Origin of the sequence: Pseudomonas sp. MIL9, from assembly GCF_016887925.1 — a bacterium.
In the GTDB taxonomy this organism is placed as follows: domain Bacteria; phylum Pseudomonadota; class Gammaproteobacteria; order Pseudomonadales; family Pseudomonadaceae; genus Aquipseudomonas; species Aquipseudomonas mohnii.
Window position 1 is genome coordinate 80,752 of the sequence record NZ_JAFEHE010000007.1, and the last position, 13,954, is coordinate 94,705.

The window sequence follows — 13,954 nt, forward strand, 5'->3', positions numbered from 1 at the left end:
ACTGTTCAACGGCACTGATGTTTTTTGCCATTTCGGGTGATGGGGAGTGAAGCGTTCACATGCGGGAAAAGGACTCAGTGGCCGCCTACTTCGTACAGGCAATGCTCCACGGGATAGGGGACGACCCGCAGCGTGTGCGGGCCGTGCTTGAGCAGGCCGGCATCGATCCGGCGGTGATCCGGCAGCCCATGGCGCGGGTGCCGGCCAATGCGTTTGCGGCTTTGTGGCTGATCCAGATCCGCGATTTGAACGACGAGTTTTTCGGGCTCGACTCCCATGGCATGCCACCGGGCGCTTTCGCCCTGATTTGCCGGGCATTGATTCAGGAACCCGACCTGCACAAGGCCATGCGTCAGTGCCTGGTCAATTTCGGCCTGTTCCTGCGCGACTTTCGAGGCACCCTGACTGTGCGCGGCAAACGCGCGGTCATCAGCCTTGACAGCCATTCGGCCACCGAAGACGCCAGCCGCTTCGGCGAAGAAACGTACCTGGTGCTGATGATCAGTCTGCTGTGCTGGCTCGGCGGCCGGCGCATCCCGATCGACCGTGCCGACTTTCGCCACAAGCGTCTGCCGCTGAGCGATGACCGACTGCTCTGGGGGCCGAATCTGACCTTTGGCGCCGAGCGCACCGAAATAGAGTTCGCCAGTCACTATCTGCGTCTGCCGGTGGTTCAGGACCTGGCTTCGCTCAAAGTGTTCCTGCGCACCGCGCCGCAATGGCTGGTGATCCGCTTCCGCAACCAGCATGGCCTGGCGTCCCAGGTGCATCAGCGTTTGCGCAGCAGCCATTACAGTGATTGGCCGACCCTGCAGGCCTTCGCCCTTGAACAGCATTTGAGCCCCAGCACCTTCCGCCGAAAACTCGAGCGTGAAGGGTGTTCCTATCAAGAGATCAAAGACGAAGTACGGCGTGCCGTGGCGTTCGAGCAATTGCGTGAAAGTCGGGCAAGCATCAGCGACATCGCCGAACAGCTGGGTTTTCAGGAACCGAGTGCGTTCCACCGCGCGTTCAAGAAGTGGACGGGGGAGAGCCCGGGACGCTATCGGGCGCGGTATCAGGGGGAGCGGGCCGGCACTTCAGTGGAATCCGAGGCGTGAGCGCCTTACTGATTCGCTTCACCTCACTGCTCGACCAGGCCCGACGTGCCTTGCTGCTGGTCTGGGGCACCTCGCGCGGGTTGTTTCTCGGTCTGGTGCTGGCGACGCTGATTGCCGGCGTTCTTCCAGCGCTCGCGGCCTGGTTGGGGCAGCGCATCGTCGACGCCGTGGTATTCGCCATGCAGTTGCATGCGCAACAGGGCAGTGCGCCGTTGTGGCCGGTGGTGCGTTATGTGCTGATGGAGGCGGGTGTGTTGGCATTATTGTCCGCCACCCAGCGCGCGCTGTCGGTCCAGCAGTCGCTGCTGCGCGTGCAGTTGGGGCAGAAGGTCAACACGATGATTCTGGAAAAGGCCCAGACATTGTCGCTGGTGCAGTTCGAGAATTCCGAGTTCTACGACAAGCTGGTACGGGTACGCCGCGAAGCCTCGACCCGACCGTTGGCCCTGGTGATGAAGTCGCTGGGGCTGATCCAGAACCTGATCGTATTGATCAGTTTTGGCGTGTTGCTGGTGCATTTTTCGCCGTGGGCGCTGGTGCTGTTGGTGGTCGGTGCGTTGCCGGTGTTCTTTGCCGAGGCGCATTTTTCCGGAGACGCCTTTCGCCTGTTTACCCGCCGTGCGCCAGAGAGCCGGCAACAGACCTACATCGAGACGCTGCTCTCCCACGAGGGCTACATCAAGGAGGTCAAGCTGTTCGGTTTCGCGCCGCTGTTGTTGCAGCGCTATCGCGATACGTTTGCCCGTCTCTACGCCGAAGACCGGCGCCTGACCCTGCGCCGCGATGGCTGGGGATTCGTTCTCGGCTTGCTGGGCACCGGGGCGTTTTACCTGGCGTATGCCTGGGTGGTGGTCGATGCCGTGCACGGCAGCATCAGCCTCGGACAGATGACCATGTACCTGGTGTTGTTCAAACAAGGGCAGACGGCGGTGAGCAGCAGCCTGAGCGCCATCAGCGGTCTGTACGAAGATGGCCTCTACCTCTCGAGCCTCTACGAATACCTGGCCGAACCCGTGGTGGTCGACACGGGCCACCTCACCGTCGGTGCGGTGCCCGGCGATGGCTTGCGTTTCGAGAACGTCGGTTTTCGTTACCCGGGCGCCAGTCGTGCGGCGCTGGAAGGCATCGATCTGCACCTTGTCCCCGGCCACAGCCTGGCGCTGGTGGGGGAGAACGGTTCGGGCAAAACCACCCTGATTAAACTGTTAACCCGCTTATACCGGCCCGATCAGGGGCGCATCCTGCTTGATGGCAGCGACCTGCAGACCTGGGAGGAAGACGCATTGCGTCGGCGTATCGGCGTGATTTTCCAGGATTACATTCGCTACCAGTTCTCCGTCGGCGAGAACATCGGCGTGGGCGATACCCTGGCGTTCGACGATCAACAGCGCTGGCAGGAGGCCGCTGCCGAGGGCATGGCCGCGCCCTTTATCGAGCGTCTGGATCGCGGCTATGCCACGCAACTGGGGCGCTGGTTTGCCGGTGGCCAGGAGCTGTCGGGCGGGCAGTGGCAGAAGATCGCGTTGTCCCGCGCGTACATGCGTCGCGATGCCGATATCCTGATTCTGGACGAACCGACCTCGGCGCTCGATCCGGCGGCGGAAGCCGCGGTGTTCGAGCATTTCAGCCAGCACACCCAGGACCGCATGACCTTGCTGATATCCCACCGTTTTTCCAGCGTGCGCAACGCCGATCACATCATCGTCCTCGATCAGGGGAAGGTGCTCGAGCGCGGCGATCATGAGCATCTGCTGGCCCAGGGCGGGCGCTATGCGCAGTTGTTCGATCTGCAGGCGCGGGGTTATCGGTAACCCTCAGGAATCCTGCGCCCCTCGCGAAGTTGCCGGCCCGGCGATTTGTGGTTTTGCCTTCATCAAGCTGTCGAGTGCCTGGCGATACTGCCTGCCGCCCAGGCTCATGCTGTTGTTGTGCGTACCGCCGGGGATCAGCAACAAGCGCTTGGGTTCGTTGGCCGCATTAAACAACTGCTGGCTGAATCGCGACGGCATGAACGGATCGGCCAGGCCATGGACCACCAACAACGGCATGTCGATATCGACGATCTTGTCGATGGAGTCGAACTTCTGCGACAGCAGCCAGCGCACCGGCAGCCAGTTGACCGGCAGGTTGTTGTCGGCGACTTCCGCCACCGCATCGCCCAGCGAGGTAAAGGTGGATTCGATCACCAGGCCGCGCACCGGCACCGCAACATGATCCTTTTTCGCCTGCGCGGCCAGGTCGGCGGCGAGGTCGATGGCCACCGCGCCGCCCAGTGAGTGACCGTAGATCAGACGCTTGCCGGCATCCGGCTGCATGGTCGTGAAACGCTCCCAGGCGGCCCGGGCGTCTTCGTAAACGCTGGCTTCCGATGGCAGGTCACCATGGCTCTGGCCAAACCCACGGTAATCGATGGCCAGCACCGAATACCCCATGGCGCGCAATTGCTCGATGCGAAACGCCTGGCCGGTGAGGTTCCAGCGCACGCCGTGCAGGTAGAGGATCGCCGGCGCATCGCGGCGCGCCGCCGGCCACCACCAGGCATGCAGGTTCTGCCCGGCCTTGAAGCTGGCGGGCTTGATATCGAACTCCTGAACGTCCCCGGGCAAGCCGCGATACCAGCCGGCCGTGCCCGGTTCGATGCGAAACAGCAGCTCGCGCTCTTTGTACTTGAGTGCGCCACAACTCACCGGCAGGCCGACAAGCAGCGCGGCCATGCACAGCAGTGGCAGCCAGCGTGGGCGCAGACGGGTGAGAAAAGCAGAGGGCATCGGGTGGTCTACCGGCACAGACATGAAGCGCGCGTTTTAACAGATGTGTGCCGGCAACAGGAATAATTTCGACTTGTGGGAGCGAGCGTGCTCGCGATGAGGCCGTGACATTCAACATTCATGTCAATTGCCAGGCCGCCTTCGGGAGCAGGCACGCGCCCACAGGGATTTGCGCGGTATCAATCCACACGCAGCACGATCTTGCCAATGTGATCGCCACCTTCCATGCGCGTATGGGCTTGGGCCGCATCGTTGAGCGCATAGACCTGGTCGATCATCGGCCGGCACCGCCCGGCGACGAGCACGGGCCAGACGTACTCACGCAGTTGTTCGGCGATCGAGGCTTTTTCTTCCCGGGTGCGTGCGCGCAACAGCGAACCGGTAATCACCGCGCGCTTGCCCATGATGGCCAGCAGATCGACGTCCCTGGCATGAGCGCCACCGAGGAAACCGAGCATCACCACTCGGCCGTCCATGCCCAATGCCGCGATGTTCTGGTTCAGGTACGAACCGCCCATGATGTCGAGGACGACATTAACCCCCTGGCCGGCGGTTTTTTCCTGTATGACCTGGACGAAGTCCTGATCGCGGTAGTTGATCGCTTCGGCCCCCAATTGACGGATCACCGCACACTTTTCCTCGCTGCCTGCGGTGGCGAACGCCTTGATGCCGAACTCGCGGCACAACATCAGCGCAGTGGTGCCGATGCCGCTGGTGCCACCATGAATCAGCGCTCGCTGGCCTTTGCTGGCGCCGCCCATGTCGAACAGATTGGCCCATACCGTGAAGTAGGTTTCCGGGATCGCTGCCGCTTGCACCCAGTCCATGCCCTCGGGGATCGGTAGCGTCTGGCTGGCCGGGACCGCGCAATACTGGGCATACCCGCCACCGTTGGTCAGTGCGCAGACTTTGTCGCCGACGATGAAGTCGCTGGCACCTGAACCAATGGCGACCACTTCACCAGCCACCTCCAGCCCCGGAATCGGGTTCATGCCGGGTTTCATCGGGTACTTGCCGGCGCGTTGAAGCACGTCAGGACGATTGACCCCGGCGGCGTGCACGCGGATCAGCACTTCGCCAGGGCCCGCCACAGGCAAGGGCACCTGGCGCGGTTGCAGGACTTCGGGTGCACCGGGCTGGGTGATTTCAATCTGGGTCATGGTTTGGGGGAGGGTCATGATGGATACCTGTTGTGATTACAAAAAACGTTTCGGTTCGACGTGTTGAACCCCTGTGGGAGCGAGCCTGCTCGCGATAGCGTCCGGTCAGGCACTACGGTTCCGGTGCCATCGTCCTCATCGTCGGAACGCCGCCCGGAGCGCGCTCGCTCCCACACGGGTTTTGCGTTGTTCATGCAACGGTCGGTTTGATGCAGGCGCCATCATTCGGTTGACCCAGTGAACGCACAGCCAGCTCCAACAGCAATGCGACAACGATGGCCCCGGCCGCGATCACGAACATCAGGGCGTGATGGCCGCCGCTGGCGTTGAACAGCGCCGAGTAGGCAAACCCGGCGATGGCCTGGAAGGTGGCAAAGGACACGGTGGCGCGACTCCAGGCGACCTGCTGCCGGTGATGCCCGGGAATCAGTTCGTGAACCCGCGCCAGGGCCAGTGGCACGATGCCTGGCGGGAACGAACCGAGGATCACCGCCAGCAAGGCCAGTGCCCAAAAGGTGCTGGAGATCGACAGCAGGCCGACGGCAATCGCTTGCACCACCAGCACCAGACGAATGCTCGACTTCGCCCCCAGTTGGTCGGCCAGAAAGCCGTAGCTCACTGGCCCGGCAATCGCCCCGAGGCCGTACATCACCCAGATCAGCGCGCCGACATGTTGCCCGGCCCCCAGCCCACGGGCCACGTAGTCCACCAGGAACACCATGGCCGGCACCAGCCCGGCCGCCATGAGCGCGTACTGGGCAAACAACAGGTAGACACTCGGGTTTGTCGTCGTTGACGCGCTATCGGTCGGCGTGGTCGCCGGTGCGTGGGGCGTGGCCGATGGCCAGCCGAACCAGCTGACCGCGGTCAGGACCAGCGCCAGCAAGCCCAGGCCGAGCCAGGTTTGTTGCAGACCCAGGCTCAGCAGGGGCGGAACGATCGTCCCCGACCCGGCAATGCCCAGGCCGATCCCGAGAAAGATCGCGCCACTGGCCAGGCCTTTGCGCGAAGCCGGCACATGGGGCAACACCGTTGCCGCCACCAGCACCATGATCGCGCCACCGGCAATGCCGGACAGCAAGCGCCAGACGAAAAACCAGCTCACCGACAACGGAAAGGCACAGGCGAAGAACGCCAGGGTCACCGCCAGCATCATCAGTCGTAGCGCAGTGTTGTTGGAGGTGCGTCGAGCCAGCGGGTGACCGATCAGCGCGCCGATCAGATAGCCCACCAGATTGGCGGCGCCGAGAAATACCACGTCACTGGCGCTGAACCAGTGGGCCTGGATCAGCGAGGGAATCAACGGCGTGTAGGCAAAACGCGCCAGACCGATGCTGACCAGGCTGGCGCAGAGGCCGGCGAAGATCGGCATCCAGATTGCGCTGCGCGGGGCAGGGGTGTGAGATGAGGCGTTGAGCATGAGCTTTGTCCTGTGGGGTTACTCTGGGGGCCAGCATATCGGGGTTTTATGATGCAATAATGCTGCGATTTCACGTTGCAGCGATGCGAATATGCATCGGTCGGGGAGAGGCCTTATGAACTGGGATGACGCACGGGTATTTCTCGCGGTCTGCCGCGAATCAACGCTGCGCGGAGCCGCGCGGGTGCTGGGGGTGGATCAGGCCACCGTAGGGCGGCGGATCACGGCGCTGGAGAAGTCCTTGAGCGCAACGTTGTTTCTGCGTACCTCCGAAGGCTATGCCCTGACGGCGGTAGGCGAAGCAGCGATGCGCGCGGTGGAGAAAATGGAGCTTTCGGCACTGGAACTGGAGCGCCGGATCCAGGGCCTCGATGACCGGCTTACCGGTACGGTACGCGTCACCACCACCGATTCCCTGGCCATCGACTTCCTGATTCCGGCGGTCGCCCGCCTGCATCAATTGCATCCCGATGTGCGGGTGCAACTGGACGCCTCGACACAAATCCTCAGCCTGGCCAAACGCGAAGCCGACATCGCCGTGCGCAATACCCGGCCGGATAACCCCGACCTGATCGCCCGGCGAATCGCCCGCTGGCCCGTGGGCCTGTTCGCCTCACAGGACTATGTGGACGCCCACGGCGTGCCGGAGCCGGGAGCGGCCTTCGAGGGGCATGATCTGGTGGTGTATCAGCCTTATTTGCAGGGCGGCAAAGACATGAGCCTGGTCAACGAGCCCTTGGGGCGCGGGCGGATCGTCGCCAGCCTGAGTTCCAGTCTGTTGGTGCGCCGCTCCATCGCGGCAGGCGTCGGGCTGGGGGAAGTGCCGGTGTACATGGGGGAGAGGGACGGGCTGGTCAGGTTATGGCCCGAGCGGACACGACTGCTGCCCTATGACGTCTGGCTGGTGACCCACGCGGACTTGCGGCATACCGCCCGGGTGCGGGCGGTGATCGATGAGATTGTCGCGGGGTTTGCGGGGACGGGGGAATAAACGGTGGCCAGGGAGCAAGCTCCCTGGCCTAACAGTTGGTGTTCAAGGCATTTCCGGCAACTCTTGCGGACGCAGATCGAACACCAGGACTTCGGCATCCACGCCGTTACTCAAGGTCAACAGCTGTTCCTCGCGAACCCGTACGCCATCGCCTTCCTGCAACGACAGGCCGTTGAGTTCGACACTGCCACGAGCCACGTGCACGTAGGCATAGCGGTTGGCGGCCAGTTCCAGGGTCGCACTTTCCTTGCCATCGATCAGTCCTGCGTACACCCGCGCGGCCTGACGCACCTTCAACGAACCCTCGGCGCCGTCGGGGGAGATGATCAGCTGCAGGCGACCGCGTTTTTTCTGCGTGCTGAAGTGCTCTTGTTGGTAGCGTGGCTTGGCGCCGCTGACGTCCGGCACGATCCAGATCTGCAGAAAGTGCACCGGCCGGCTGTCCGAGTGATTGAATTCACTGTGCGCCACGCCGCTGCCGGCACTCATCAGCTGCACGTCGCCGGGGCGGATCACCGAACCGGTGCCCAGAGTGTCCTTGTGTTCCAGCGCGCCTTCGAGCACATAGGAGAAAATCTCCATGTCGCGGTGCGGGTGCTGGCCGAAGCCTTTGCCGGCCGCCACGCGGTCGTCGTTGATCACCAGCAGGTCGGAGAAACCTTGTTCCCGCGGGTTGCGGTAGTTGGCGAAGGAAAAGGTATGGAACGACTTCAACCAACCGTGATTGGCGGCGCCGCGTTCCGAGGCTTTGCGAAGGGTCAGCATGATGAAATCTCCTGTGGGGACGTTGATTCGTCCGAGTGAGGAGAAGGTTAATATTTACTCGTTGATGCAATAAGTAGATGAAAATTGAAATACTGTCCCCCTCAGGTTGACAGTTTTGCGAAAATGAATCACCGACGTTCGCCGTGAATTTAGCCATAATGCTCAACACACATTTTTAATGCCGGGCGCGAACCCTGTGGGGGCGGACTTGCTCCTGCGGGTTCGATGCGCGGGTCTTCCTTGATTTCAATGATGATTCAAACCCATGAAAACCGTGGCAATGGTGCTGTTCCCCGACTTTCTCCTGCTCGATATGGCCGGGCCGATGGAGGTGTTTTCCATTGCCAACCGCTATCTCAAACCCGCCGACCACTATGTGCTGACGACCATTGGCACTGAACCCGGCGCACTGCGGGCGTCCAATGGCGTGAAGGTGCAGGCCGACCAGCCTATCGACCAGGCCTGTGACGGCTTTGATTTGCTGCTGGTGCCCGGCGGCCCCGGTGCCTACAACGAAAAACATCCGCCCTTGCTCGAGTGGCTCAAGCACAACGTCAGTCGATCCCGAACCTATGGCTCGATCTGCACCGGGGCGTTTGTGCTGGGCCATGCCGGTCTGCTCGACGGCTTTCGCGTGACCACCCACTGGCACTACACCGAGCGCCTGATCAAGGGCTTCCCCAGGGCCACCGTCGAAACTGACCAGATTTACATCCAGGACCGCAACCTCATCACCTCTGGAGGCGTGACCGCGGGCATCGACCTGGCGCTGGCGGTGGTCGCTGAAGACCATGGCAAGAAAGTCGCCCAGGACGTGGCCAAGGTGCTGCTGGTGGTGATGAAGCGCCAGGGTGGCCAGGCACAGTTCAGCCCGTTGATGGCGGCGGTCGCCCCCCATGAAACGGCCATCACCCGGGTGCAGAACCATGTGCTCGAACACCTCGACGAAGCCTTCAGCATCGAGCGCATGGCCAGTCTGGCCAGCATGAGCCCACGGCATTTCGCCAGGGTGTTTGCCCGGGAAGTCAACATGACGCCCATGGAGTTTCTGCAAGGCGCACGCATCGACTGTGCCCGCAACCTCCTGGAAACCGGCGATTTGCCGCTCAAGACCGTGGCGTTCAAGAGTGGCTTTGGCAGCGTGCGACACATGCGTTTTCTGTTCAGTGAAAAGCTTGGCCTGACCCCGACCCAGTACCGAGAGCAGTTCAGCTAGCCCGTGTCCGTCGCGCGCACCGTAATGGCCGTGACGCTCCCCCCGTGGCAGTTGTACCGTCACCCAAGCCTGCCAAGATATCGTTGAACTCATTGCAAGGAAGGTACGGAGCCTGGATGGACTCGCGTGCCGGGCAGGTTCCAGCAGGTGACGATGCATGAATAGCCTCAGAGATATCAACGGCGACACGGTGCTGCACTTCGGCCCCTTCGCGTTCCATCTGAATCAACGCCTGGTCGTGGAAGGCAATCAGCCGCTGCGCCTGGGCGGACGGGCCCTGGATATCTTGCAGGTGCTGGTCGAGCACGCAGGCTCGGTGGTCAGCAAAGACGAACTGATCGCTCAGGTCTGGCCAAGGTCGGTGGTTGAGGAAATCAACCTGCGCGTGCACATCGCCGCACTGCGCCGGGCCTTTCGTGACGGGCAGAACGGTCACTGTTACATCGCCAACATTCCCCAGCGTGGTTACAGCTTCGTCGCACCGGTGCACCAGGTCGCGGCGGCCGCGTCCGTCGCTTTCGAAAACCTGCAAAAACCTCAGCACAACCTGCCCGCGCGCCTGACACCGGTCACCGGTCGCGATGCAGTGGTCGGCAGCCTGGTGCGGCAACTGCCGGTACGGCGCTTCATGACCCTGGTCGGGCCGTGCGGCATCGGCAAGACCACCGTGGCCGTGCGAGTCGCCGAACTGCTGCTGCAGCATTACCGTGACGGGGTGTGGCGGGTGGATCTGGCGATGATCGATGACCCGGCGCAAGTGGTCGATCATCTGACCCGCACCCTGGACCTGGAGGTGGGCGCCGACCTCGATGCGCTGGGGCAATGGCATGCGTTGCTGGTTCTCGACAATTGCGAGCACGTGCTCGAACGTTGCCGGACACTGGTCGAGGCGCTGCTGATCGCGGCACCCCGTCTGTCGATTCTTGCCACCAGCCGTGAACCGCTGTTGGCCACGGGCGAATCGGTCCTGTTGCTGCCACCGCTTCTGGTCCCGAAAGCGTCGGCCCTGGGCAGTGTCGCCGAGGTCATGGGCTATTCGGCTGTGCAGCTGTTTGTCAGCTGTGCCCGAGCCCGCCAACAAAGCTTTGCCTTGCGCGAACAGGACCTCAAGGCCATACGCGAAATCTGTCAGCACCTCGACGGCTTGCCCCTGGCGATAGAGCTGGCGGCGGCGCAGATCGATGCGTTGGCGTTGGTGGGGCTGCAAGCCCAGCTGGGTAACTGTTTTCAACTGCTGACCCGGGGGCGACGCACCGCCGTGCCGCGCCACCAGACGCTCAAGTCCGCCCTGGACTGGAGTTATGAGCGGCTGAGCCCGGTAGAACAAATCGTGCTGCAGCGTCTGGCGGTGTTCAAGTCGGCGTTTACCCTGGACGCGGCGATGGGGGTGATCAGTTGCGCAACCTTGTTGCCCGCCAACCTGCGCCATGTGATGGAGGGCCTGGCACTGAAATCGCTGCTGTCGCGCGAACAGGTCGATGGGCTGACGCGCTACCGTTTTCTCAACACCACCCGTCGTTACGCCCTGGAAAAACTCGAACACAGTGGCGCCTTATGCACCTTCGAAATGCGTTACGCCACTCACATCGCTCGGGCCCCCAAGCCATCAGGCCGGCAAGTGCTCCTGCAACTCGCCGAGTAGGCGTCGCACGGCGATCAGGTCCGGGGTGGCATAGCCTTCGGTAAAGCGCTGGTAGATCGGCGCCAGCAGCTCATGGGCTTGCCGATAGCGTCCCTGACGCTGCCACAGCCGCGCCAGCGAAGTGGCGCTGCGCAACTCCCAGGCCCGGGCTCCCTGGTGCTGCGCTACGTTGAGCGCCCTGATCAGCACGCTCTCGGCAGCGTCGTTGCTCGCCGGGCTACCGGCTGCCAGCAGTGCGTCGGCCCGGGCCCGCAGAATCTCCGCCGTGCACCAGCCCGCCGCGCCGGTGTCGGCGCGTTGCAGCAAATCGTCATCGATGAATGTGCTGTCCAGCGTGACCATGATTTCCTTGATCAAACCTGCGCCGGGGCCTGGCAATGCCGGCGCGTCGGCACGGTGGATGACCTGCGCATAGTGCTGAGCCCAGGAATAGAACAGCTGTACCGAGTGTTTTTGCGCCTGCTCCTGCAGCAGGCACAAGAGCTCGCGGGCGGTGCGGGTGTCGCCGTTGTAGTGGGCGATCAGGCAACCCGACAGTGCCAGGGTGTAGCAGATGGACGTGCCGTGATTGATCTGTAGCGCAATGTCCAGCGCCTGTCGGGCCGTGCGCCAGGCCTGCTCCGGTTGGCCCTGGATCCAGAGGATGCGCGCGAGGATGGTCAGGGCGGCGACGCTCTGGTCATATTGCACACCAAAACCATGGGTGAAGCGGTTGAGATGGCCGCTGTGGGCCATGCGCTGGATGACTTCCTCGGCATTCACCCGTGCCCGATGCTGATCCCCGGCGAAGTGCAGGGCCAGCACCCGAAGGCGGTGGGTACTGAGGTCCAGTAGCGCATCGCCGTTGAGCCCCAGGCGGTCGAATTGCTGGCTCTGTTCCAGGGCCATTTGATAGTTGCCGCAGCTGAGGTTGACCGCCAGATGCCCGGACACCGCACGCAATTGCCCGGCCACATCGTCACAGAGCCTGGCCAGGGCCCGGGCGCTGACGAAGGCTTCGATGGTTTCCGCCGTGCCGCCCTGAGCGTGATAACAGGCGCTGCCCAAGGCCAGTTTCAGGGACATTTTCAAGCGCGGGCAGGGCTCGGGTGCCGCTTCGAGCAAGGCCAGCGCCCTGCGCACATACCCGCCGTGCTCCTTGAGCAGCGACAGTTCCTGCCACAGGGGCGTCGAGGTCGCCGTCAGACGGATCGCCAGGGTGTGCGGCCCCGTTACGGACAATCCCCAATCGAGCGCCGAGCGGACGTCTTCCAGGCTACGGGCATAGCGCTCGATCCACAGGCCGGTCGGAATGTGCTCCCAGTCGTTTTGCGCCTGATGCATCAAGGCCAGGCAGCGTTCGGCATGGCGTTCGCGGGTGGCGGGCAACTCGCCGGCCTGTTCGAGTTTTTCCAGGGCATAGCTGCGCGTGGTGTCGAGCAGACGGTAAAACACCTCTTCGTCACCGACGTCCACGTTCAGCAGGGATTTGGCCACCAGTTGCGTGATCGAGCCAAACACCTCGCGCGTTTCCACCTGTTCGCCGACGATCACCGCCGCTGCCGACGCCAGGGTAAAGCCGCCACGGAACAACCCGAGTCGGCGCAGGCAAGTTTGTTCGCAGACACTGAGCAGATCGAAGCTCCAGTCCAGGGTGGCGCGCAGGGTCTGATGCCGGCCCAGGGCTGACTGGTTGTGCGGGGTGAGCTGGCGAAAGCTGCCTTGCAGTTGCCTGAGCAAACCTTCGAGGCCAAGGCTGGCGACTTGCCCGGCCGCCAGTTCCAGCGCCAGCGGGATGCCATCGAGGCGACGGCAGATATCGATGACCCGCGGCAGATCGGCATCAGTCAATTCGAAGCTGTCGTGGCTGGCCATGGCCCGTTCGACGAAGAGTTGCAGCGCGGAAAAAGTCAGGGCCTGGGCGCGGTCCAGCACGGCGATGGGCGGGGGGCAGTCCAGGGATTCCAGGCGTTGAACGAATTCGCCTTCAGCCCGCAGGCACTCGCGGCTGGTGGCCAGGATGTGCAGATGTGGCGCGCCACGCAGCAGGCTCTCACACAGCAGCGCCACGCTGTCGATCAGGTGCTCGCAATTGTCGATGACCAGCAGCATCTGGCGTTCACGCAGGAACTCGGCGAGGTTGTTCAAGGGTTCTGCATCATGCAGGGACAGCTCGAGCAGCGTCGCCAGATGACCGGTGATCATCGACGGATCGTTGATCGGCGCCAGGTCCAGCAGGCGAATCCCGTCCCGATAACGACCGATCAGCTGTTCGGCGACCCGCAGGGCCACGGTGGTCTTGCCGATCCCGCCGGGGCCGACCAGGGTGATGAAACGCTGGCGCGGCAGGTGCGTCATCAGGCTGTCGACCAGCGCTTGCCGGCCGATCATGCGGGTGCGGCGCAGGGGCAGGTTATGGCTGCTCGATTCGACCGGCTCGCTTGGCCAGTCGAGCTCGATGTGCTCCAGCGAGTACGGCGCGACAAAGCTGTAGCCACGCTGGGCCACGGTGACGATATAGCGCTGGCCGGCCTGACCGTCCCCCAGCGCCTTGCGCAGGGCGGCCATGTGCACCCGCAGGTTGATTTCTTCCACCACGCTGTTGGGCCAGATTTCGGCCATCAGGTGTTGCTTGCTGACCACATTCCCGGCGTGTTCCAGCAGGATCAACAGGATATCCATGGCCCGCCGGCCCAGGCGCAGGGGCCGCTCGGCCTCCATCACCAGGCGTTGTCCGGGGTAGATCCTGTAGGGTCCGAAATGGACAGCCTGCTCGGGGGAAAAGGTCAACGGGTCACTCCTGATCGCATACGTCTAGTTCGCGGCTTTCGAACATGTTTATCAGTTTATTTCCCGAACGCAATGCATGGCTCGGGTGACTGCAGGGTGCCAGTATCGACCGCTGTGTTTGCC

At 63.0% G+C, this 13,954-nt stretch carries 10 protein-coding genes; 5 read left to right on the plus strand and 5 right to left on the minus strand.

Annotation, left to right across the window (positions count from 1 at the left end; all coding sequences use genetic code 11):
• The first annotated feature begins 59 nt into the window (after nucleotides 1-59).
• On the plus strand, nucleotides 60-1,100 hold the full coding sequence (locus JQF37_RS09720) for an AraC family transcriptional regulator (protein ID WP_130207874.1): 1,041 nt from the start codon (nucleotides 60-62) through the stop codon (nucleotides 1,098-1,100).
• Nucleotides 1,097-2,911: an ABC transporter ATP-binding protein gene (locus JQF37_RS09725; protein WP_130207876.1), complete on the plus strand. Its 1,815-nt coding sequence runs from the start codon at nucleotides 1,097-1,099 to the stop codon at nucleotides 2,909-2,911. Before JQF37_RS09720 ends, JQF37_RS09725 begins: the two co-directional genes overlap by 4 nt.
• Before the next feature lie 3 nt (nucleotides 2,912-2,914).
• On the opposite strand, the gene JQF37_RS09730 is transcribed toward JQF37_RS09725, so the two are convergent.
• The 3 genes from JQF37_RS09730 to JQF37_RS09740 form a co-directional block, all read right to left on the minus strand.
• Nucleotides 2,915-3,868: an alpha/beta hydrolase gene (locus JQF37_RS09730; RefSeq protein ID WP_130207916.1), complete on the minus strand. Its 954-nt coding sequence runs from the start codon at nucleotides 3,866-3,868 to the stop codon at nucleotides 2,915-2,917.
• Between the two features lie 179 nt (nucleotides 3,869-4,047).
• Complete coding sequence (locus tag JQF37_RS09735; protein WP_130207878.1) at nucleotides 4,048-5,046, minus strand: NAD(P)H-quinone oxidoreductase; 999 nt, start codon at nucleotides 5,044-5,046, stop codon at nucleotides 4,048-4,050.
• A 172-nt stretch (nucleotides 5,047-5,218) separates the two neighbouring features.
• A complete protein-coding gene (locus JQF37_RS09740) occupies nucleotides 5,219-6,448 on the minus strand; it encodes a YbfB/YjiJ family MFS transporter (protein ID WP_130207880.1) in 1,230 nt (409 codons plus the stop codon).
• Nucleotides 6,449-6,563: 115 nt separating this feature from the next.
• Between JQF37_RS09740 and JQF37_RS09745 the strand changes: the two genes are divergently transcribed.
• A complete protein-coding gene (locus tag JQF37_RS09745; RefSeq protein ID WP_130207882.1) occupies nucleotides 6,564-7,439 on the plus strand; it encodes a LysR family transcriptional regulator in 876 nt (291 codons plus the stop codon).
• Nucleotides 7,440-7,481: 42 nt separating this feature from the next.
• Here the strand turns inward: JQF37_RS09745 and JQF37_RS09750 are convergent, their stop codons facing one another.
• Nucleotides 7,482-8,204 (minus strand): pirin family protein, encoded by a 723-nt coding sequence (locus JQF37_RS09750; RefSeq protein WP_130207884.1) that lies wholly within the window; start codon nucleotides 8,202-8,204, stop codon nucleotides 7,482-7,484.
• Nucleotides 8,205-8,469: 265 nt separating this feature from the next.
• Between JQF37_RS09750 and JQF37_RS09755 the strand changes: the two genes are divergently transcribed.
• Nucleotides 8,470-9,420 carry a GlxA family transcriptional regulator gene (locus JQF37_RS09755; protein ID WP_130207886.1) on the plus strand — a complete coding sequence of 317 codons (951 nt, stop codon included), beginning with the start codon at nucleotides 8,470-8,472 and terminating at the stop codon, nucleotides 9,418-9,420.
• 157 nt (nucleotides 9,421-9,577) lie between these two features.
• Entirely contained in the window at nucleotides 9,578-11,062 is a 1,485-nt protein-coding gene (locus JQF37_RS09760; RefSeq protein ID WP_130207888.1) for a winged helix-turn-helix domain-containing protein, read from the plus strand.
• Here JQF37_RS09760 and JQF37_RS09765 read toward each other — a convergent pair.
• On the minus strand, nucleotides 11,027-13,831 hold the full coding sequence (locus JQF37_RS09765; RefSeq protein ID WP_130207890.1) for a winged helix-turn-helix domain-containing protein: 2,805 nt from the start codon (nucleotides 13,829-13,831) through the stop codon (nucleotides 11,027-11,029). The two genes, JQF37_RS09760 and JQF37_RS09765, sit on opposite strands and share 36 nt — an antisense overlap.
• Nucleotides 13,832-13,954 lie beyond the last annotated feature (123 nt).